This window comes from Pseudomonas sp. RIT-PI-q, assembly GCF_001297125.1.
Lineage (GTDB): Bacteria > Pseudomonadota > Gammaproteobacteria > Pseudomonadales > Pseudomonadaceae > Aquipseudomonas.
Genome location: NZ_LHPC01000026.1, coordinates 77,850 through 99,107 on the forward strand (window position 1 = coordinate 77,850; position 21,258 = coordinate 99,107).

Genomic DNA, 21,258 nt, shown 5'->3' on the forward strand with positions numbered 1-21,258 from the left:
AAATCACTCTCGATCATCGCGCCGTCCTTGCTCAAAACTTTTAGCAATGGCGTTGAGTTCCTCCTGCAGAGTGATCGGCGTGGACGTCTCATACAGAGCCAAAAACGCTTCCTGAGCATCCATGACTCGTTTGATTTTGCGCTGCTGTTCGGTCTCGCGTCTTTTTTTCAGAAAATCAAACATCTTCAGTACCTCGTCATGTGAGAGGTAATCATAGGCCGTAGAAAATGGGCCTTTTTGGGCGGGTTTCCCAAAATAAAAGAAGATCTTGGGCATCTATACATCGATGCGATGATTCGGCCATCAAGTACGCCTTGGATCTGTGACATCGCTTTCGTCGGCATAGAGTTGATCGCGAATCCATGCGATCAATGCCTCTCGTCCACCAGGGTAACCATCATGCGCCTCCCAAGATGGCATCGCGCAGCACTTGGCAAACCTCCCTTGCTGTGAGTGCAGGCATAGGCTCGTCAGGACAATCGGTTAAAATCATAAGAGAAACCAGTCGGCTTTGATCGTTTTACCAAAGGTACACCGCAGGCATGAACCAGGTACTCACAGGGGAGGAGGGGATGAAGCTATTTTTGGACTGTGAGTTCACACAGCTGAACCGAGATACGAAGCTGATTTCCCTGGCACTCGTGTCCGAAGCCGGCCATGAATACTACGTCGAACTCACAGACACCTACCTAGTCGGAGACTGCAGCGACTTCGTGATCCAGAACGTCCTGCCTCAGCTCAACCTGGCTGCGCACGGGCAAACCTTGGTCGAAGCCCAAACCTCATTGCTCGCTTTCCTGAGCCACCTAGAAGTCCCGTTAGAGATTTGCTCGGACGCTCCTGAATGGGATTGGGATTTTTTCTGCCAACTGGCTTACGTAAATCACCGTTGGCCAGCTAACGTTGCCAATCGGCCAACCAACCTGATCGTGCTATTTAGGCACCTCGAAGCGGATGATATCGACAACGTGACGCTCCCGGAACTTCCCCATCACGCGCTGCTGGATGCTCGCCTCTTAGCCGACCTTTATCGTCGGCTGACTGCCGTTTCCCATCGAGGCACTGAACGTGGCTGATGATCTTCGTACGCGTGAGTCTGTCAGGCGCAAAGCGCTCTGGACACTTTCGCACCTGGTGCCGGGCGATCCACAAGCAGCCGCTATTTTAAATGTGCTTGATGACATTGAAGACCAAGAGCGCGTCGACTTACACCATAGTAATCCACACCTCGATATTGATGCTGTCCGCAAAGCAGTCCTTATTGAGCGCCACAGTTCCGGTATCAACATTGTTGACGAGGCCAGGATTCCACAGCCGTGGCGTGAGCGTTTTCTACAAGCGAGCATCGGCTCGACGCGCCTGATCGATGCCCCATACGCCCGTGATTGGGAAAAATTCCTGGCTCAATGGCAGGTTGAAATGCAGCACTTGGCTGCCCACAAGATTGCAAGACGAGCGCGTCAGCGTTAAGCATCGGGCGCACCTTCGATTGTCCACCTTTGATGGCGCTGACTATACTGCTGTCACTAACTACCTGAGGTCTTACATGTCCCGTCTCGCTGAATTCCGCGCGCTTGAACAGCAGCTTGCTGCCCAATTGGCAGAGCTTGAAACACTGAAAAACGATGATGGCCTGAAGCGTGAGATCGAGTTCGAGAAGAAGCTCCGCGATCTTCTGGGCGAGTATGGCTACAGCCTGCGCAACATCGTCGCGATTCTCGATCCGCAATCTTCTAGCCGCCGCGCTCCCGCAGTCGCTGAGATCAAGGGTGTCCGCAAGGCTCGCGCCGTCAAGGTTTACAAGAACCCTCACTCAGGTGAAGTGATTGAGACCAAGGGTGGCAATCACAAAGTGCTGAAGGAATGGAAAGCCGAACATGGCTCCGATACGGTCGAGAGCTGGCTGGCCCAGTAAAATCTGTTGGGTACAAATGGAGGGCTCTGCGGGGCCCTTCTTTATGGGGATAGGAAATGCTTCGTTCAGCAGCGCTTGAGTTGGCAACGAGCTTTAGGTTGGCAGTCGAGATGGTCGTACAGACCGACGATGTCCCCATGCACATTCAAGGTTTCCCACGCGGATGCTGCGGAATCATTTCTGAGCTCATGGGCGACTATTTGAACACCGTAGGACTTGGCGAATTCTTCTATGTTTGCGGGATGAAGGACGGCGCTTCACATGCTTGGCTTGAAGTCGATGGACTGATCGTCGACATCACCGGAGATCAATTCCCTGACCGATCTAGTATCTATGCCGACACACCAGACGCTTGGTACGGCGAGTGGGAGGAGGACATTAAGCACTTGGCAGTTCATGAACCCTCCGCATTCTTCTATGGTGAAGAGCGCCGATTCCTAGAACGCGTGCTAGAACACATCAACAGAAATGAGGCAGCTGGCGCTGGCTTACCAAAGTAAGCTGACGCTCGCATGTCTGCCTGGGCTATACGTGGCCAGTTATCGCGGAGATATGGATGTTTAGTATCTTGAAGGATCGCAGGGAACTCTGGCTGTTTTGCGGTGCTTGGATTGCGTTCGGCCTACTGCTAATCGTGAAGATAAAACTCGATGTGCCGGCTGGCATGAATGAATGGCCCCGACTGATTACGGCGCTTCAGTCTGATGCCTTCGAAGATATCGCGGGCGATTTGCTGACGGGGGTAATATCAGCGTATTTCTTTTACCTAATTATTGAGTTAATACCGAGACGAAGAGCCGAGAAAAAAACTCAGGCAATACTCAGCACGTTGGTGTCATCTTTAGTTGAAACCTTCCTTCACGACCGAGTGATGGCTCACGCAGAGCCACTCGGTAAATTTCATGCGTTAGATGTCGAAGAAGTCGCACAGTCCAAGACTCTGCTAAATGGCAAGCCCGATTTGAGACAGTTCCTATCTTTAGCCTTCATCGCCAAGTGGGGATATCCAAAATTTTCAAACTCATTGCAGTTGGCCGTTTCACTCGGTGTTGATCATGCTCGAGTTTGGATGGATTTAACTGATTGCGTGGCTAGGATTAAAGACCACGGTGAGCGCGCTGATCGAACACAGCTACTCGGAAAAATGGTAGATCTGATCAATCTGGTGGGTAAGCCAGAGATTGATGAGAATGTTGAGGATGAAGCGCTTATTTGGCAGTACATGATGCGAGATGATATGAAAAAGTTTCTTGTCCTCGCGGAAGATTGGCAGGGTATATGTCACTGAGCTTGCCGAGTCACGGCTCAGGTTAAGGGCGTTGCGTCATCGTCCGGCAGCTGGCATTCGGCATCAACGGGCGTGCTTCACCGGAGCCAGGGATTACGAGAGCCTTTTCCCGTTAGGGCACGCACAACTATCGCAGTAGCGGAGCGCACAGCCGACTAGATTGAGTGGAGAAATCAGATGGGCACGACGGACGATGAAGACACTGTCTATTGCGACATTCAAATGCCTTTGGCGCAGGGCAGAGAGCTTCTGCAGTTGGTGAGCACACTCAGGGAGTCGAAAGCCTACCCGACCCTAGATGGAGTCTTTGAACGCATGCAGGATAGCTCAGCACCTCAATCGATATCATTGAGAACCCACCGAACTGGGGGCCATGGCGTCAGTGAATAGACCTCCATTGAGCATCATTTTTAAATTTCTGAACCCGTGCGAATGGGCTGTGGCTGCAAGCAGGTTGCCTGCTCACTACCGTTATTTTTGAACCAGGTCTTTGTATAACTCTCGCGCCGCAAGGATCTGATCCCTGAGCTCCTCGGGGTCAATGCGCATGCCACCGCGAGGCGTTACCTGAAGCGTCTTTAGGCGGTTCGCAGCTTTAATGAATTCCCGTTCTTCTGCCTGAACCCACGCGGGGCGCTTGTCTTTCCAAAAGAGCCAACCCATTTGCCCGGCCTCATCTTTGATCGGATGCTCAGCAGTATGTGGGAGCGATAGCCAATGTCCAAGCAAGAAGGGGAGTCGGATTGCTCGGCAAGCGGAGCGCGCAGACCATGATGGTCGAAGAGCGTAAGGATGGAAGCCCGAAGGGCCGAGACACTGCGTAGCGGGGCTCGGTTTACGACAGCCGCCCCCGGAGGGGGGCGCCCGGCTATTGGACAAGATCGTATGTCCTGCGCAATGCCATCTCGTCATCAGAAGACACCCTCACATGAGTAAAGATCATCGACAGAAAGCGTTTCCTTTCGCCGTTGCCGAGCTCAGACCAAATTCTTGACTGCCCTTGTGCATCAGGAACAGCCTGCCGGTCGAGGAGATACTCCTCCAGGCTATGAAGGCGTTGCTGGCCATCAATCAAAATTTCACTGTTTTCGGCCAATGCCCTGTTACCGATTACTGGCTCGTACCAGTCATTCGTCAGGTAGCTCCCCAGATCCCCGCCTGACCATACTGCAGAGATGAAACGAGACTTCTGACCGAGGTTCCACTCCAGTCCGCGCGCCCAGTTTGGAACGGGCATGCCCATAACGAATCGCGCTGCCCATGGAAAATGCTCACGAGCGGACGAGGGGTCTACGAGATACTTTTCCCAGTGGCCCACTAAGACCTCGAGGGGACAATGACTGACGGTCGTGGGCAGAAGACGCTGCGGCATATAGATGCGCCTGTTTGATATTCCGCCGTCGGCGTAGCGTTTAAAAAAGGAAGTCATGGTTTTCCTGGGTAGCTCAGGTTGGTCGAGTATTCGGTTAAGTACGGGCGCAACGCCATGCATCCATCGTTGCAATGATCAGAAGATCTCGATCCGTGGAGATATCGATCTGGCCGCTATCGGCCAATGCATGTGCACAGACCTCGGCATAGGCTGCCGCCTTGTCGAATTCGGCTGTGCAGGTTGACGATTCGATGTAGCTGATCAGCCGCTCCCATGTGCGCCGCTGGCGGTTGCCGAGAATCGTGCAGGGGAACGAAAAGGCACCGCTCAGGCGCTGTGCGAAGTCATGTGTAGAGAGGGTCAAAGCCGTGGCTCAAAAAGGGTACTTACCCATCACAAACGGTTGGTTTCGAAAAACCTTGAGCCTTGTGCGATTTTTTTGAAGAGATACAAGTTTGCCCAAATGCGGCAGCTGGGACTGATGTGTTATTGGACTGTCACTTCAGGCAAGCGGAGCGCGCAGGCACGAAGATGGAAGCCCGGAGGGGCAAGATAGCCATTGAAAATGGCTGGCTTGATTCACGACAGCTGGCCCGTAGGGCGTGCCAAATGGCGGTCTGCATGAATAAGTTCTCTGACTGAATTTTGCATGCCGTCAGCATTACTCAAACACCTTGCTCCAGTCCCGTTTGATCAACTCGCTACAGGCATCTGGTGCGCGCCCGAATACACGCCCAGAGACCTCTGTCATCCTCGCCAATCATCACTTATTGGTGTAATTCTCCAATTTGTTGAAAGTGTCTCTGGAGAGCCAGGCCGGCAACCTCTCCAGTGACTCCGTTAATCCCGCTACGCAAAATTGAGAGTCTTGTTCCGGTCGCTCATTTCTTGGCAGCCTTCCGGTTTTTTTCCTTATGAGTGGCAATGTTGGTAACGTTACTTAATGCCGAGAGGTCTTTATCCAACTCATCAATCTGCGAGATAAGCATCAGCTCCCTGGCTAAGCTCTCGTGGTAGAGATCTTTAAATAGCTTTTCTGCACCCTTGTTGGGCTTGGCACTGTTTTCTTTTTTCTGCTCGGCTGCAGCAGCTTTGATCTTCGGAATAAGTTCATCGAAACAATCCCGTTTCTTTTTGATTGAGCCTTTCTTGCGCCCCGCCTCCAAGGCAACAGAATCATTGCTGATTTTTGTGCCCGGTGAAACCCTATCAGGCACATTGTCGATCAACCGCTGAAGAGCTGCTTCGTAATGCTTAATGATGTCGGAAATCATGCCGCAACCTTTGAGATTTTATTTTTGAAGAACAGGAGCATGTTGAGTTTTGTTTGCTCAGTGTTGTGGGCAAATGTGCCCTCAGCGGTGCTCTCGATGATTTTTGCTTGAATAAGAATGGTTTGGTCGAGCTTTTTTTCTTTAATGCAGGCGCTATTACAATCTACGCAGGTAACGTAGTTATGGTGCGCTCGCTCTTTGCACTCCCCGATCTTAAAGCACCCCCCCAGGATCGTCTCTTTATAAGAAAGGAGTCCTTTTTTAACCTTGGTTAGGGTTTCTTGGAAGTTTGTAACGATGTTAGTGGTATATTCTTTTTTGACGTTGCGTTCATACCAGGTGCCAGCAGCACCGTATAATCTAGATTTTTCCATTATAACGTCTTTAAGGAAAAGGCTAGCTTCGGCATTAACCGTCTGGGCTTGGAAGAATTCGGCCAAGTCAGGATTTTGCTCGGAGAAAAGGAACTTGGCAGTAGTGAAGCCTTTTGTGTAATAGATGGACATCTGCAGGAGGGTGTGATGAAGCATCCGCTTCAACGAAGGCAGCGATACCAAGCCGCTCTGTGCTGCATATACGGCCATTGATCGCCTGAACTGATGGGTCGTCAGGTTCCAGTTCTGTCCTACTTGGAAATCTGGGTTGGCAGCCCAATTTCTGAGTGGGTCGAGCATTACGAGTTCCTCGTAATCACTATCTGTAATTATTACCTTGGGGAAGGTCTCCTCCATACGGTTGGGGTTTAGAGCTCCTTGATATAGCTCAGTGTCTTTTTGTTTTTTTTCATATTCATTGGCTACCGGGAGATATGATACTGAAAGGAACAGCCGGTTTTCGGTGTTAATACAAGCTGGCATGTATGTTTTTATAAGTCGAGTTATGCTTAGAGCGCATTGATAAGGGAGTAGAATTGACTTGGACGTAATCCATTTGGCAGGACGCGGCTCTTTTGTTAGCTTGATTGTCAGCCCCGACACGGTATAAGTATTAGGCCCGATTTTTTTTATGCACCCCTCTTTTAATAAGTAGGCTTCGCGCTCTCGCATTGCGGTGAATACATGAATCAGCATCTTGGCGGCATAGTTACACCTGCTGATGAAATTGCTTACATTTGAAAGCTGCCTCATTTCATACTTGTCACGAATTTCAGATAGGCCACATTCTTCCATTGCTACCTTAAATTGAACGTTAGGTTTGTTCGGGTCTCCAGACTTTCGTTTGAACCGACCGTAGAACCGGTTTAATCCTACGCGGCGGTTCAGTTCAGCGAGGTTCGACTCGTTGGCTTGATACTCTTGAAGCAAAGAGGTGTAGTGGGAGATCTTCTCGAACAAAATACGCCCAGGAATAACGGGATATTGCTCGGACTCGTCCTCTGAATCGCGAATTGCACGGTCGAGTATTTTGGTTACAGTTGTAGATACGGAGAATATATCCTCGGAAATCACCTTGTTGATGATCATCTGAAGAGTTCTAAGAGTAGTGTAGGATTTTACTTTGGAAAGAAATGACTCGAAGTGGATAGGATGTTCTAGCAGTTCAGATAGCGTGATGCCTTTTTTCGTGGCGTGATTGCAGAGCATGCGAAGATCAGTTAAGAATGAGCGTACCGTATCGATACTAGGATAGGAGCCGGTTCTGGAGGAGGGTCGATTGATCCAAACTGCTACAATCTTTTGCGCATGCTCCAGATTTTTAATCTCAAGTTCGGTAGTTTGCCTGAACTTGCGGTAGCTGATGTAAGCCTTTCGGTTCTGGTGGCTTCTTAGTGTCGGCGTCTGCCATTCGATATCCCCGACAATGCTCAGAATATTTCCATGTATGTCCCTGCTAATCACGGTTGCTGGTGTGATCAGGCAAGCGGGGATACCCATGTATGCATCGAGGTCGTGCTGGAGTGGTACGGTGGAAGAGAGTTTCATTGAATGGCTCCGAAATGGACTAATTGATTAAGTAAAGCTGCCCAGTATTCAGAGAGATCTTCATGGTCGAATACTGAGGCCTGGATGGTCGAGACTCTATCGTCCAGCTCTGGAGATATGTTACTAATGCTTGTCAAGATTGATTCAATTCGTGCAGCAGTGGGGCCATTTAATTTGTTGAATTCTTCAGCCGTAGTGGATTGCTGGCGGATCTCGTTCAAAAAATATTTTAGGCTCAAAAGCTTCTTAAGATCATTGTCCGTAGCGTGCACGACGAAGTTATTGCAAAAAAGACATGTTATAAAGTTGTTGCAAGCAGGTTGGCTAATCTCCGAATCAATCTCCGCGACAGGTATGGCATGGCCGGGTTTAACGCAGTGGCCAGAAGGGATGCTTTGTTGACGCTTTCGAGTTGCAGCCTTGATGGCCTTCGATAGCAGATTGTAGAACGCGCTGATTTCTTTGGTGGCTACGTCATCTTCAGCTGATGAGTATGCCTTGGCGATAGTGCCAATTCGGCTTTGTAGAAGTTGACTTGTCACAACAAGCCCGTATTCTTTGAGTAGATAGTTGGACTTGTAATGGCGCAGTTGACGGTAGCCGATTTTCGGAAACTCTTTGTCGATAAATAACCGCATCGCAGACACCAGCTTTGACAGGCAGCCCCTCTGTAAGGGTCTGACCCGATCTTCTGGCATCACTGGGACATGCAGGAAGAGGTATTTAGAAGGATAGTTGCTGGTGATTAGTGCTCTCAGGTCAAGGTACTCTTCAAATTGCTTGATAAATTGCGTAGCTATGGTAAAGCTCTGGCGCTTATTTCCTGCCCGCCATTTCACAGTCCTGAATCCTTGTTGGGCTGGCACAACGTCGTATTTGCCAGTGTGCCACTCAAGGTCAGCGATTTGCTTTTCATTAATTGCGGTGTTTGCCTCGAATAAGAGAAGAAAGCAGTCGTGTGCCCATTTGGCGAGTCGGTGTCTGTGTTGGGTCAAAACGGTAGGGTTTCTATTCTCTATCTCGAGCGATTCTAGACCTTTTCTGTATCGCTTTTTACGAACCTTTGGTTGGTTTGGAATCAACGTGCCAGTGTTATAGTCCCAGACTTCATTTGTCCCCCACAGGGGGGCGAAATTTCTGGGTTGGCAGAAATTTTCGTGAGGCACTATCCAATGCATTTTGCCAAACAATTTAATTTGAAATGGGTATCTCCGGAGGTTTGTCAGTGAATTTGTTATTCCGCTAAAGATTTCAGAAGAAATCGCCAGGGCATGCGATAACTCATCCTCCTTGGGAACTTTTGTCTCATTCTTGGGAGGGGCTTTAGTGTTGACGTAAACTCTGGGAAGCGCCTGCTTGAAATGTCTCTCTGTGTCGGGAAAAAGTGACTTTATGATGCTGAATGCATAGACCTGCTTCCCGGCTGCCGTTGTGTCTGCGCACTTTCCAGATGCCCACTGGTTGTAGACAATATTGGAATATGATGAGTAGCATTCGTAATAAAATTGATCACTCTTTAAGAGGTTTTGATAACCATTACTGTATGCCCATTCGAAATGTTGGTTCAGTTGGCGAGATCTGGCCATTAATGTCATAGGCCTGATTTCTCCAGTTTTGACTTCGTCAATTATGGCTCTGGCCCATCCATCAAGCGCTTTAGCTTTATCAAGGCAAAAGTCGTTCGAGTCACAGCTATAAAGTGAACTTCCGCTGATCCGATGTCTCTGTGTAAAGCAGTGTGATCCCACATGGAAAATCTCTTCGTCAACTGCTAAGAAGGCAACGTTTTGAATCCCTGATGTGTCGATGATTCTGTGAATTTCGATCATGGACGTATTAATAATGTCAATGAGCACGATGTTTGGGTTATTGCGTAGTATTGAGCGGACTTTATGAGAAAACATAGCTTTCCGCCAAGGACTGAAGATGGAGTTCGAAGTCGCTCTGCGCCTGTAGTGCGATATTTTTCATTTCGCGGTAGCGGAAGTAGCGTTGCGTTGTAGTAATGTCGCTATGCCCCATTCTTCCTTGTACGTGAGTTAATACAGCATAAATCCGGTCGGCATCACCGTTGGGAATTCCTTTCATTTTTTGGTCAATTTCATTCATACAGAAGCACGCTCTTAGATTATGGAATCTAAATTTGAATGGTGTCTCTGTTTGGTTTATTAAAGACTGTAATTTTTTTGAGGCAAATTGACGGACTGAATATCCTTCCTGGATTGGGCTGCCTTGACCCCTCTCAATATCCTTTTTAGAGATGTAGTATGGGTTGCCATGTTGAGTTAGAAATACATACTGCTCGCCATCATTTTTAATTGAAGCCTTGGCTGCTCGTCTCTTATGTCTCTCCGAGTTTATGTAAGCGTAAAGAAGGGCGTTTAACCAAGCTGGAATATATATGGTCATGGATTTTTCTAGTTTGTTATCAACCAGTGTCCCACGACCAATCTTTACGGCGGTTTCGTTGGTTTTTACGTTTTCGGGATTCATAATGTTGGAGCGGCGTATGGTGTAAGTTGTGCTAAGTCTTGAGCCTGTAAATATAGAAAGAAGGAAGGTCAAAAACATTTCGGTATTACCGCTCACCACCAATGCTTGGATCAGTGCAGTTTGCTGCTCTTGGCTATACGGATAGAGCTTTCCTTCATCAACGACATACTCACCGGTTGACTCTTCGGTAGTTTTTTTGATTCTTAGATCAGTAGTAACTACTGGCTTGTTTCGATAGAATCCCCTCTTGTCCTGATAGGGGATTTTACGGACAACTTCTTGCCACAAGGCTTCGGTGGGGTGGTAGTCATACCGACCTTGCATCCAGCGATAAAAGTTAACGACTGCAGAAATTCGTCCGTTTGCAGTGCTGGCTGCAATTTCATTCAGGTTGACCTTAAGGCTTAACTCTGCCTTGTAATGGTATGTCGGGCGCGCACCTATTCGTTTGGGCGTCGCAAGATAATCTACGCCGTCTTGTGCAAGCGTATTCATATAGTCGACAAGACCCTTGGCATAGCCTTTCAATGTTTGATCTGATGGCGCGTCAAAATCAGTCGCCCTTGCCAGTATGTAAAGCGATCCGTGTTTCCAGATGGAGCCGTCGGGGTTAAGGATTACCGGGACGTTCCTGGCTTCTGCAGCTCCACCACTACCCTTGAACGGTGTGATGAAATACTTACCCACCAAGGTAGCTTTGAGCTCCCAGCCATCCTCATCCTCATCCTCAGCGATGTTCGACTTTCTGAACAACGACACGAGCGGCAAAGTCACATACCGGTATTTTCTAACTGGCACTTTTCTCGGGGTTTTATTGACGATTGACGACATGCTCAATAACGCGATCATGAAATAGGTGGGGTGATTTAAGTTTTCATTGTCAGGCTCTGTCAAGCGGCATTTAGAGTATGCGGAAAGTACACTCTTAGTTGTGCGATTATTTATACTTAATCATTTATTGAGAAATTGACAAGTTGGTTGGTTGTACGCGCCTGACTACTGCCTTTGTCGAGTTATCTGCCAGGCCTTGAGCCATGCGGGCCCCGTGAGCGAGGGCGGTATTCATACAAAAAATTTTTTGTGCGGATAGATATTATTAAACATTTGGATAAACCCATTTCTGGATTTTTTTTCCGTGCTTGAAATTAATCGTACCTCTGACGAACGGTTGATGGCCTACCTCATGTTGAACGTTACTGCCCTGGTGCTTGGGGGGGATTTGTAAGCCCTGATGGCAGGTTCAGGTTTCTGGTCACTTCACGCCTGAAGCTGGTAGCCACCTACGCGCAGCTCAACTGGTGTCTATGGCTAGCTACAATGGCGGCGGAGCGTTTATTACGGGACTGGCTGGTTTAGGTTCGCTTGTGCTCGCATCAGTTGCGACTCTCAAAGCGGGGATGACGGCTTCAGCAGCATGGTAGGCGGCGGGAGCCTAGTGCAGCTTTTCGCTCGTCAGCACGCTCCATGCTACCGATCATGAGCAATGCAGCATGGTTGAGTATCGTTGATCTCTTACCTCTTACCTCTTACCTCGCATCTGCCTGAAGCAGTAGCTTTATTCCAAGCGGCATTGTGAAGCCCACCGGTCTAAGGGAGTCTGCTACCAGACTATTAGCTGAGGCTATCGGTAGGCTGAGACTGGTTGGCTACCCTCCTTAAGTAATTAGAAGCACCTGTGGGGTTGCGGACTGGGTGGAACAGGCGGTGTTTAGTAGGCGTTGGCCGCACCGAAGCCGCTGCTGACAATCTGGGTGAGTGAGGACTTGAAACTGGAAGTGAGGGCAGCACTCTGCTGATGGCATTGAAAAGGAGGGATGCTACCAGGCTCTGTTCTGCTAGGAAGGGATGCGAAGAAGGGGAGGGAGTAGGAGAGAGTCTAGTGAAATGGCATGTCCATTTTTTTGATTATCTACGGGTCATAGTCAGTTTTTCATAACTCACGGGTGATTCTGCACTTTGACCGTGTGCAACGTGATGTCGACCACATCACCGTCAGCGCCCACTTGTGGCATCTCGATCCAGTCACCGACCCGCAGCATGTCATTGCTGGTCAACTGCACGCTGGCGACGAACGACAGCAGCGTGTCTTTGTAGACCAACAGAATCACCGCCGACATCGCGCCCAGACCCGACAACAGCAACAGCGGCGAACGGTCGATCAACGTGGCGACGATGATAATTGCACCGAGCACGTACAAGACCATTTTCGTCAGTTGCACGTAGCCTTTGATCGAGCGGGTGCGGGCGTGTTCGGTGCGGGCGTAGATGTCCAGCAGGGCGCTGAGCAGGGCGCTGACCGCCAGCAGCAGGAACAGAATGGTGAACGCCAGCGCGACGTTGCCGAGGAAGATCAGGCTGGTCTTGCTCAGTTCCGGCACCAGGTACAGGCCGAACTGGATCACCAGCGACGGCGTCATCTGCGCCAGCCGATGAAAGACCTTGTTGTGCCGCAAGTCGTTGACCCAATGCAACGCCGGTTGCCGGCCGAGCATTTTGGTCACGTGCAGAATGAGGTAGCGCGCCACTCGTCCGAGGACGAGCGCAATCACCAGCAACACCATCAGCGCCAGGCTGGAATGCAGGAGCGGGTGCTGATCGAGGGCACCCCAAAGGTCTTGGACGTTGAGCCAGAGCTGTTTGATATCCATGGGCAAAAACGATTCTTCTGTAGGACGCGACGGGGCGATTAGAGCATTTAAGACGGTCTGTATTACGTTTGGGGACAAATCAGGCAACAAAAAAGCCACTGATTGCAGCCGTTTGTATAAAGAAACTCGGCCTCGGCGCTCGAAACCGTTACCCTATGCAGCTGTTTTTTTGTATTTCTTCGAGGTAGCACCCGTGTTTTCCCAATTCGCCCTGCACGAACGCCTGCTCAAAGCCGTGGCCGAGCTTAAATTTGTCGAGCCAACGCCTGTGCAAGCAGCGGCTATTCCGCTGGCGCTCCAAGGGCGTGACCTGCGGGTGACAGCGCAAACCGGTAGCGGCAAAACCGCGGCCTTCGTTTTGCCGATCCTCAACCGCTTGATCGGCCCGGCGAAAGTCCGCGTCAGCATCAAGACCCTGATCCTGCTGCCGACCCGCGAGCTGGCCCAGCAGACCATCAAGGAAGTCGAGCGCTTCGCTCAGTACACGTTCATCAAGTCCGGCCTGATCACCGGCGGTGAAGACTTCAAGGTCCAGGCCGCCATGCTGCGCAAGGTGCCGGACATCCTGATTGGTACGCCGGGCCGGATGATCGAGCAACTGAACGCCGGCAACCTCGACCTGAAAGAAGTCGAAGTGCTGGTCCTCGACGAAGCCGACCGCATGCTCGACATGGGCTTTGCCGAAGACGTCCAGCGTCTGGTGGCAGAGTGCACCAACCGTCAGCAGACCATGCTGTTCTCCGCCACCACCGGTGGTTCGGGCCTGCGCGAGATGGTCGCCAAGGTGCTGAACGACCCTGAGCACTTGCAGCTCAACAACGTCAGCGACCTGAACGCGACCACCCGTCAGCAGATCATCACCGCTGACCACAACCAGCATAAAGAACAGATCGTGAACTGGCTGCTGGCCAACGAGACCTATCAGAAGGCCATCGTGTTCACCAACACCCGGGCCATGGCCGACCGTATCTACGGCCGTCTGGTGGCGCAGGAATACAAAGCGTTCGTGCTGCACGGTGACAAGGACCAGAAAGACCGCAAACTGGCCATTGACCGCCTGAAGCAGGGCGGCGTGAAGATCCTGGTCGCCACCGACGTCGCGGCTCGCGGCCTCGATGTGGACGGCCTGGACCTGGTGATCAACTTCGACATGCCGCGCAGCGGCGACGAATACGTTCACCGCATCGGCCGTACTGGCCGTGCCGGCAACGATGGCCTGGCTATCTCGCTGATCTGCCACGGCGACTGGAACCTGATGTCGAGCGTCGAGCGCTACCTCAAGCAGAGCTTCGAGCGTCGCACCATCAAGGAAGTCAAAGGCACCTACGGCGGACCGAAAAAGGTCAAGGCCTCGGGCAAAGCCGTTGGCGTGAAGAAGAAAAAGGTCGACGCCAAGGGCGACAAGAAGAAAACCGGCGCCAAGGCCCCGACCAAGCGCAAGATCGCCAACCGCCCGAAGACCGACGCCCTGTCGCTGGTCAGCAAGGACGGCATGGCGCCTCTGAAGCGCCGCAAGCCGGAAGCGCCAGCTGCTGAATAAGGCGCTGTAGCGATCCCATAAAAAAACCGGACTGATGTCCGGTTTTTTTATGCCCTGGATATGCGCCAACCCCTGTAGGAGCTGGCTTGCCAGCGAAGCGGTCTCCTCGACACACCGCGCGCACCAACCCCTGTAGGAGCTGGCTTGCCAGCGAAGCGGTCTCCCTGACACGCCGCGCACACCAACCCCTGTAGGAGCTGGCTTGCCAGCGAAGCGGTCTCCCTGACACAACGCGCGCACCAACCCCTGTAGGAGCTGGCTTGCCAGCGAAGCGGTCTCCCTGACACACCGCGCGCACCAACCCCTGTAGGAGCTGGCTTGCCAGCGAAGCGGTCTCCTTGACACACCGCGTGCGCCAATCGCCAGCAAGCCGGCTCCTACGGGGGCGGTTACCTAATGATGGAAATCGACCCAAACGCCAACGCCGCCAATAACATCACCCCCACCGTCCCGACCGTCCACTTCAACGTCATGCGCTGGTTGTCGCCATAATCCAGATCCAGCAACCCACACAGCAGATACGTGGACGCCACCAGCGGACTGAGCAAATGCACCGGCTGGCCGATCAGCCCGGCGATCGCCATTTCCTTGCCGCTGATGCCATAGTGGCTGGCGGTTTCAGCGAGGATCGGCAGCACGCCGAAGTAGAACGCGTCGTTGGTCAGCACGTAGGTGAACGGCATGCTGATGAACGCGGTGATGATCGACATCGAACTGCCGGCCCATTCCGGAATCACGTGGATCAGGCTCTCGGAGATGGCTTTGGTCATGCCGGTGCCGCCCATGATGCCAACGAAAACCCCCGCCGCGAAGATCAGCAAGGTCTCCGCCATGACGTTATCGGCGTGGCGCGCGATCACTGCTTTCTGCTCTTTCAGGTTCGGGAAGTTCACCACCAGGCCAATACCGAAGGCGAGCATGAACAGCACCGCAGGCGGCATCACCGCCAGCATCATCAGCGCGATCAGGGCAACGGTCAGCGCGGCGTTGAACAAAAAACGCCAGTCGTTCAGGCGAAACTCGGTGAAGTGTTCCAGGCCTTCATTGCCGTCAAGTTGAACCACCCCCAAGCGGCGGCGCTCCAGGCGACCCAGGTACAGCGCGACAAAAAGCACCCACGCCAACCCGATGGCCATCAGCGGCAACATCGCCACGAAGAGCTCGGTGATGTCCACTTTCATGGCGCTGGCCGCCCGGGAAAACGGCCCGGCCCACGGCAGAATGTTCATTACGCCAATGGCCAGTAGCAACACGGTGGCCATGACTTGCAGGCGCACGCCGGTGCGGCGATACAACGGCAACAGCGCCGCGCAGGTGATGATGTAAGTGGTGGCGCCGTCGCCGTCCAGGCCGACGCAAATCCCGAGAATCGCCGTGCCCAGCACGATTTTCTGCGGGTCGCCTTTCACCGCTTTGAGGATCAGCTTGACCAGCGGATTGAACAACCCGGCATCGGTCATCATGCAGAAGTACAGGATCGCAAAAGTCAGCATCACCCCGGTCGGGGCCAGCATCTTCAGGCCATCAAACATCATCGGCCCGAGCGTCGTGGTGTAACCGGCCAGGCAGGCAAAGGCGACCGGAACCAGCAATAGCGCAACCAGCGGTGACAGGCGTTTGCTCATGACCAGGTACATGAAGCACGTGATCATTGAATAGCTGAGTAGGGTCAGCATGGTTTCCCTCGTTTTTATAGGTTTTGTCCGGGTGTGACGGCGGGCGAATGTCGCACTCTGTCATCTGTTTCGTTCTGTTAGGCAGAACATCATTCCTTTTGATGGAACAACTTTCCAATCAATTTTTTGCGCTGTCAAGTTTTGTCCGTTCGTTGACAAGCCACCGAAACCCGGCAGATACTAAAAACAGAACAATATTCTGTCAGATAGAACGCATGTCGAGATGCCCGAAAACACGGGCTCTCGTGGCGTCTCAGGAGGGCTGGTGATGGGTCATTTGAACCAAATCGATATTCTGGTCAGTGAAGTCGGGCCACGTGACGGCCTGCAAAGCGTCGCGGCAACCATGCCGACTGAGCTGAAACTGAAATGGATCGCTGCCCTGGCGAATGCCGGGCTGCGCGAGATCGAAGTAGGCTCTTTCGTTTCACCGAAACTGCTGCCGCAAATGGCCGATGCAGCTCAAGTGGTGGTTTATGCGCGGACTTTGCCGAACCTTTTCGTGACCGCGCTGGTGCCCAATCTCAAAGGTGCCGAAGCGGCATTCAAGGCTGGCGTGCAGAAAATCACCCTGCCGATTTCGGTGAGCGAACCCCATTCCCTGGTCAACATTCGCAAGACGCATGTCGAGGTCTATCAGGAGGTTCGTGCCGTCGTTGCGTTGCGCAACGAGCAGTACCCACACATCGAAATCGAGGCCGGGTTATCGACGGTATTCGGCTGCACGATCCAGGGTGAAGTGCCGGATGACGACACCCTGCGCATGGCCACGATCATGGCCGAACTGGGCGTCGACGAAGTGGGCCTGGCGGACACCGTCGGCTACGCCAATCCGACCCAGGTCCGGCGCTTGTTCACGCGGTTGCGTCAGGAGCTGCCGGGCGTTGCCGGCAGTGCACATTTCCACAATACCCGCGGCCAGGGCCTGGCCAATGTGCTGGCGGCGCTGGACGCAGGCGTAACCACCCTCGACGCGTCCCAAGGCGGAATTGGCGGTTGTCCTTACGCACCGGGAGCGTCGGGCAACATCGTCACCGAAGACCTGGTTTACCTGCTCGAGTCCATGGGCCTGCGCACCGGCATCGACATCGACCGGCTGGTGGCGGCGCGCGAGTGGTTGCGCCAGGGCCTGCCGGGTGAACCGCTGTACGGCTTCATCCCCGATGCGGGTGTGGGCAAGAATTTTCACTATGCAAAGAAGGCGGTATGAACATGAACCTCAGCCAACAACAAAAGCCTTTGCCGCTGGCCGGGATTCGGGTCATCGAGTTCGTCCACATGGTCATGGGGCCGACGTGCGGTCTGGTACTGGCTGACCTGGGGGCTGAGGTCATCAAGGTCGAGCCTGCCCCGCAAGGCGATAATACGCGGCGCTTGATGGGCTCCGGCGCGGGTTACTGGACCACCTACAACCGCAACAAGAAAAGCTTCGCCGTCGACCTGAAAAATCCGCAAGGCATTGCTGCGGTCAAGAAACTGATCGCTACCGCCGACGTGGTCACCGAGAACTTTCGTCCGGGGACGATGGAAAAACTCGGTCTGGGTTACAACGACGTCAAGGCGATCAAACCGGACATTATTTACAGCTCCATGAAAGGTTTCCTGCCCGGCCCTTACGAACATTGCACGGCGCTCGACGAAGTGGTGCAGATGATGACGGGCCTGGCCTACATGACCGGGCCGGTTGGCCAGCCGTTGCGCGCCGGGGCATCGGTCAACGACGTCATGGGCGGAATGTTCAGCGCGATTTCGATACTCGCGGCACTGCTGCAACGCACCCAGAGTGCACAGGGTCAATTCGTGCAGACCGGCCTGTTCGAAAACTCGGCGTTCCTCGTGGCCCAGCACATGATGCAAAGCGTGGTCACCGGCACACCGGCGGCGCCAATGCCCAGCCGAGTCTCGGCGTGGGCGATCTACGATGTGTTCAGCTGCGCCGATGAAGAGCAGATATTCCTCGGCGTGGTCAGCGACAGTCAGTGGAAAAGCTTCTGTGAGGTATTCGGCTTCGATGCGTTTGGCAACGATCCGCAACTGGCCGGCAACAATCAGCGAGTGGCGGCACGCAAGTTGATCCTGCCGACAGTGCGCGAGTGCCTGGCGGGCATGAGCAAAGTGCAGGTGATGGCGCTGTGCGAAAAGGCGGGTCTGCCGTTTTCACCGATCCAGCGACCTCAGGACATGTTCGAGGACAGACACCTGAACGAGTCCGGAGGCATGGCCAACGTGACATTGCCTGACGGCCAGTCGGTGAAGGTGCCGATGCTGCCATTCGAAATGGATGGTCAGCGCTTTGGTACTCGACTGAATGTGCCGGTGTTGGGCAGTCACTCCGATGAACTGTTGGCCGAACTGGGTTACACCACGGCCGATATCGATGCGCTGCACGGCGCCGGGGTCATCAAGTCTTCGGCATGAGCGTGCGCTCAGGGTGGTCGCCCGTTCGCTCAACGGTTAAGGTAGCCGCTGCGCAGCCCTGTGCTGGCGCCGTCCTGAAGCTTTGTCACGAGCGAACATGAGCAAACAATCACCCTCAGAAGATGAATCTTCCCAGCCTGCTGCCGAAGGTGGCGTGGCGGCCGTGGATCGCGCGTTTGCGATCCTCGCGGCGTTTGATGTCGGCAACAACAGCCTGCCGCTGGCGGAAATTGCCCGGCGTACGGGGCTGTATAAAAGCACCATCCTGCGCTTGATGAGCTCGCTGGAGCGCGCCGGTTTCATCCGTCGCCTCGGCGATGGCCAGTACGCCGTCGGCCCTGAGCCGTTGCGCCTGGCACAGGTCTATCAGACCTCATTCCGCCTGCGGGATGTTATCCACCCGCTGCTGGAGTCCCTGTCGGAAGCGAGTGGCGAAACGTCTTCGTTTTATGTGCGGGAAAACGACAGCCGCGTGGTGTTGTTTCGCGTCGAGCCTAAGCGGGCGGTGAGGGTGGCGCTGCATGAAGGTGCACGATTCCCGGTCAATGCCGGTGCTTCCGGAAAAGTCCTGCGGGCGTTCAGCGCAGTGTCCGACCCGAGTCTGGGCGCGATTCGCGAGCAATTCTGGGCGACGTCCTTCGGGGAGCGGGACCCAGAGACGGCTTCTGTTTCCGTGCCGGTATTCAACGCCGCTTTCGAATTGACCGGCGCGTTGACCCTCTCCGGTCCGGCCGAGCGATTCAGCCACGAAAAAGTGCTGGCGGCGTGCGGGTTGTTGCTCGATGCCGCGGCCAAGGCGACTGTTGCGTTGGGCGGGGATAATCGGGAACTGCTCAAGGCAATTGAGCGGATTGCTGTAGTAGAAGACTGACCTTCTTCAAATCAAAAGATCGCAGCCTCGTTTCACTCGACAGCTCCTACAGGTTTACGCCAGTGTTTGTAGGAGCTGTCGAGTGAAACGAGGCTGCGATCTTTTTGCCGTTAACCCTCGGTTTTTTTCTCCGCCGAATCCAGCTCCTTCAACCGCTGATCAATCAACTGGCACTTGTCCGGTAAATCCGCGCTGGCCGTGCCCAGATCCATCTTCTGCAACTCATCGTTGATCTCCTTGGCCTTGGCCGGATTCTGCTGGGTGAGCTTGGTGACTTCCTTGGCCAGTTGTTCGCGCTTGGCGGTGGCTTCCTCGGGTGTACAGGCCCAGACGGGAAGGGCGCAGGCGAGGGTGGCGGCGAGGGTGAGCTTCAGCAGGGGTTTCATGGGGGTAGGCCTCATTTCCGGTTAAGGCGGGTTATCCGGTTGAGGGGTGGAACAGGAAAAAAGTTCAGCGCCGGGGGATCGGTGTTGACTGTTAGTCAGCCTTCGCGAGCCTGCTCGCGAAGGTCGCGACTCGGTCTCTGCCGTCTATCCCCCATGGCAGCAGCTGGACGGGGCCTTTTCTTCATAACGGTCATGGTGCCGCACCCATTCCATGATTTCCTCTTCATTACGCCCCTTGGGCATAAGGTCAAGGTAGTTATAGGCACCGACCAACATGTCGAGGCCTCGGGCATAGGTGGAGTAGGTGTGGAAAATCTCACCGGCTTCGTTGCGATAAAACACGCTGAGGCCAGGGAGTTCTTCTTCGGAGCCGTCGGTTTTTTCGTAATTGTAGGTAGCCGTACCGGCGGTAACATCCTCTGCTCGCGCCGAGACGCCAAAGTCGTAGTTGAAGTCGCAGCCTTCTGACGACACCCAGTCGAATTTCCAGCCCATGCGCCGTTTGAAAGCCTGGAATTCGGCAAACGGTGCGTGCGAAACCGCAACTACCGCCACGTCGTGGTGGGCCAGATGCTGGTTGGCGCCGTCGATGTGGTCTGACAGGAACGAGCAACCGGGGCACCCTTCGTCCCAGCCGTCGGCGAACATGAAGTGATAGATGGCCAACTGGCTGCGACCGCCGAACAGGTCGGCCAGCTTCAGTTCGCCGTTGGGGCCCTGGAAGTGGTAGTCCTTTTCGATTTTCACCCAGGGCAAGGCGCGACGTTCGGCGCTGAGTTTGTCGCGTTCCCGGGTGAAGGCTTTTTCGTGGGCCAGGTGTTGTTTACGGGCGGCGAGCCATTCTTCTCGGGACACGACGGGATGATTCTGAATGTTCATCGGGTTTCTCCTGCAAAGTGCTGGGAGGTGACTTACACAGCCTAGTCGTTTGGCCTACGCCAAATTCGACATGCCGCCGGTCGGTGCTGTTCAAAACCTCGGCTGAACGGCTGCTCGCGGCACCGGTCACAACCTATGAAGGCCATCTCTTTCACGGGCTTTGGAGGTTGAACCAGGATGACGACTTATAACTGGGATTTGATAGAGCGCTTGCTACACGAAGTGCAGAACGGTGCCAGCAGCTTCACGCCGCGGCCTTATGCCGAGCAATACGTGGCGCAGAAGACTTCGGAAGGCGAGCAGACCGAAAATCTGGACCATCTGAAAGCGGTGGCCGGTGAGTATGAAAAGTTACTGCTGGCACGCGGGTATATCGAGCCTCGTCCCGAGGAGCAGGGTGGCACTGGCTCTAATTACATTTTGACGCCTCGTGGCTCCAGTTTGTTGAGCCTGATTGATAGCAGCATTCCGGGTAATGACCATCCGCGGCAGGTATTGGATGAGCAGGAAGATGCGCTGGATGAGGTGACATTTGACCAGCTGGCGTCGAAGGCGCAGATCGCCTGATGCCGTAAA

At 53.4% G+C, this 21,258-nt stretch carries 20 protein-coding genes and 2 pseudogenes; 11 read left to right on the forward strand and 11 right to left on the reverse strand.

Going from position 1 to position 21,258, the window contains the following annotated elements:
- Window positions 1-3: 3 nt before the first annotated feature.
- Entirely contained in the window at window positions 4-276 is a 273-nt protein-coding gene (locus AEQ67_RS11715; RefSeq protein ID WP_059404017.1) for a hypothetical protein, read from the reverse strand.
- 266 nt (window positions 277-542) lie between these two features.
- Between AEQ67_RS11715 and AEQ67_RS11720 the strand changes: the two genes are divergently transcribed.
- The 6 genes and pseudogenes from AEQ67_RS11720 (at window position 543) to AEQ67_RS36155 (ending at window position 3,589) form a co-directional block, all read left to right on the forward strand.
- A complete protein-coding gene (locus AEQ67_RS11720) occupies window positions 543-1,076 on the forward strand; it encodes a 3'-5' exoribonuclease (RefSeq protein ID WP_144419473.1) in 534 nt (177 codons plus the stop codon).
- Window positions 1,069-1,470 carry a hypothetical protein gene (locus AEQ67_RS11725; protein ID WP_059404018.1) on the forward strand — a complete coding sequence of 134 codons (402 nt, stop codon included), beginning with the start codon at window positions 1,069-1,071 and terminating at the stop codon, window positions 1,468-1,470. Before AEQ67_RS11720 ends, AEQ67_RS11725 begins: the two co-directional genes overlap by 8 nt.
- Before the next feature lie 76 nt (window positions 1,471-1,546).
- Window positions 1,547-1,915, forward strand: a complete 369-nt coding sequence (locus AEQ67_RS11730; protein WP_059404019.1) for a histone-like nucleoid-structuring protein, MvaT/MvaU family — start codon at window positions 1,547-1,549, stop codon at window positions 1,913-1,915.
- 56 nt (window positions 1,916-1,971) lie between these two features.
- The gene (locus AEQ67_RS11735) at window positions 1,972-2,415 is read left to right on the forward strand and encodes a hypothetical protein (RefSeq protein ID WP_059404020.1); all 444 of its coding nucleotides are present in this window, start codon (window positions 1,972-1,974) and stop codon (window positions 2,413-2,415) included.
- Window positions 2,416-2,471: 56 nt separating this feature from the next.
- The gene (locus AEQ67_RS11740; RefSeq protein ID WP_059404021.1) at window positions 2,472-3,203 is read left to right on the forward strand and encodes a hypothetical protein; all 732 of its coding nucleotides are present in this window, start codon (window positions 2,472-2,474) and stop codon (window positions 3,201-3,203) included.
- Window positions 3,204-3,380: 177 nt separating this feature from the next.
- Window positions 3,381-3,589 (forward strand): annotated as a pseudogene (locus AEQ67_RS36155) (hypothetical protein).
- A gap of 482 nt (window positions 3,590-4,071) precedes the next feature.
- On the opposite strand, the gene AEQ67_RS11755 reads toward AEQ67_RS36155, so the two are convergent.
- The 7 genes and pseudogenes from AEQ67_RS11755 to AEQ67_RS11785 all read right to left on the reverse strand — a co-directional run.
- Window positions 4,072-4,632, reverse strand: coding sequence for a hypothetical protein (locus AEQ67_RS11755; RefSeq protein WP_059404023.1), 561 nt, complete (start codon window positions 4,630-4,632; stop codon window positions 4,072-4,074).
- Between the two features lie 37 nt (window positions 4,633-4,669).
- Window positions 4,670-4,939 (reverse strand): hypothetical protein, encoded by a 270-nt coding sequence (locus tag AEQ67_RS11760; RefSeq protein WP_059404024.1) that lies wholly within the window; start codon window positions 4,937-4,939, stop codon window positions 4,670-4,672.
- Between the two features lie 517 nt (window positions 4,940-5,456).
- A complete protein-coding gene (locus AEQ67_RS11765; protein WP_063854432.1) occupies window positions 5,457-5,849 on the reverse strand; it encodes a hypothetical protein in 393 nt (130 codons plus the stop codon).
- On the reverse strand, window positions 5,846-7,771 hold the full coding sequence (locus AEQ67_RS11770; RefSeq protein WP_059404025.1) for a hypothetical protein: 1,926 nt from the start codon (window positions 7,769-7,771) through the stop codon (window positions 5,846-5,848). Before AEQ67_RS11770 ends, AEQ67_RS11765 begins: the two co-directional genes overlap by 4 nt.
- A complete protein-coding gene (locus AEQ67_RS11775) occupies window positions 7,768-9,600 on the reverse strand; it encodes an integrase (protein WP_236710309.1) in 1,833 nt (610 codons plus the stop codon). Before AEQ67_RS11775 ends, AEQ67_RS11770 begins: the two co-directional genes overlap by 4 nt.
- Before the next feature lie 61 nt (window positions 9,601-9,661).
- Entirely contained in the window at window positions 9,662-11,095 is a 1,434-nt protein-coding gene (locus AEQ67_RS11780; protein WP_236710310.1) for a site-specific integrase, read from the reverse strand.
- A 1,115-nt stretch (window positions 11,096-12,210) separates the two neighbouring features.
- Window positions 12,211-12,912 (reverse strand): annotated as a pseudogene (locus tag AEQ67_RS11785) (mechanosensitive ion channel domain-containing protein); the annotation flags it as partial.
- 193 nt (window positions 12,913-13,105) lie between these two features.
- Here AEQ67_RS11785 and AEQ67_RS11790 point away from each other — a divergent pair.
- A complete protein-coding gene (locus AEQ67_RS11790) occupies window positions 13,106-14,452 on the forward strand; it encodes a DEAD/DEAH box helicase (RefSeq protein ID WP_059404027.1) in 1,347 nt (448 codons plus the stop codon).
- 389 nt (window positions 14,453-14,841) lie between these two features.
- On the opposite strand, the gene AEQ67_RS11795 is transcribed toward AEQ67_RS11790, so the two are convergent.
- Complete coding sequence (locus AEQ67_RS11795; protein ID WP_059404028.1) at window positions 14,842-16,128, reverse strand: CitMHS family transporter; 1,287 nt, start codon at window positions 16,126-16,128, stop codon at window positions 14,842-14,844.
- A gap of 268 nt (window positions 16,129-16,396) precedes the next feature.
- Between AEQ67_RS11795 and AEQ67_RS11800 the strand changes: the two genes are divergently transcribed.
- The 3 genes from AEQ67_RS11800 (at window position 16,397) to AEQ67_RS11810 (ending at window position 19,417) form a co-directional block, all read left to right on the forward strand.
- Window positions 16,397-17,338, forward strand: coding sequence for a hydroxymethylglutaryl-CoA lyase (locus AEQ67_RS11800; protein ID WP_059404029.1), 942 nt, complete (start codon window positions 16,397-16,399; stop codon window positions 17,336-17,338).
- Entirely contained in the window at window positions 17,335-18,546 is a 1,212-nt protein-coding gene (locus AEQ67_RS11805; protein WP_082377821.1) for a CaiB/BaiF CoA transferase family protein, read from the forward strand. The genes AEQ67_RS11800 and AEQ67_RS11805 overlap by 4 nt, the downstream gene beginning before the upstream one ends.
- 97 nt (window positions 18,547-18,643) lie before the next feature.
- Complete coding sequence (locus tag AEQ67_RS11810) at window positions 18,644-19,417, forward strand: IclR family transcriptional regulator (protein ID WP_059404030.1); 774 nt, start codon at window positions 18,644-18,646, stop codon at window positions 19,415-19,417.
- A 110-nt stretch (window positions 19,418-19,527) separates the two neighbouring features.
- Here the strand turns inward: AEQ67_RS11810 and AEQ67_RS11815 are convergent, their stop codons facing one another.
- The gene (locus tag AEQ67_RS11815) at window positions 19,528-19,803 is read right to left on the reverse strand and encodes a hypothetical protein (protein WP_059404031.1); all 276 of its coding nucleotides are present in this window, start codon (window positions 19,801-19,803) and stop codon (window positions 19,528-19,530) included.
- 144 nt (window positions 19,804-19,947) lie between these two features.
- Entirely contained in the window at window positions 19,948-20,682 is a 735-nt protein-coding gene (locus AEQ67_RS11820; RefSeq protein ID WP_059404032.1) for a DUF899 domain-containing protein, read from the reverse strand.
- 177 nt (window positions 20,683-20,859) lie between these two features.
- Here AEQ67_RS11820 and AEQ67_RS11825 point away from each other — a divergent pair, with 177 nt between their 5' ends.
- Window positions 20,860-21,249, forward strand: a complete 390-nt coding sequence (locus tag AEQ67_RS11825; RefSeq protein ID WP_059404033.1) for a hypothetical protein — start codon at window positions 20,860-20,862, stop codon at window positions 21,247-21,249.
- Window positions 21,250-21,258 lie beyond the last annotated feature (9 nt).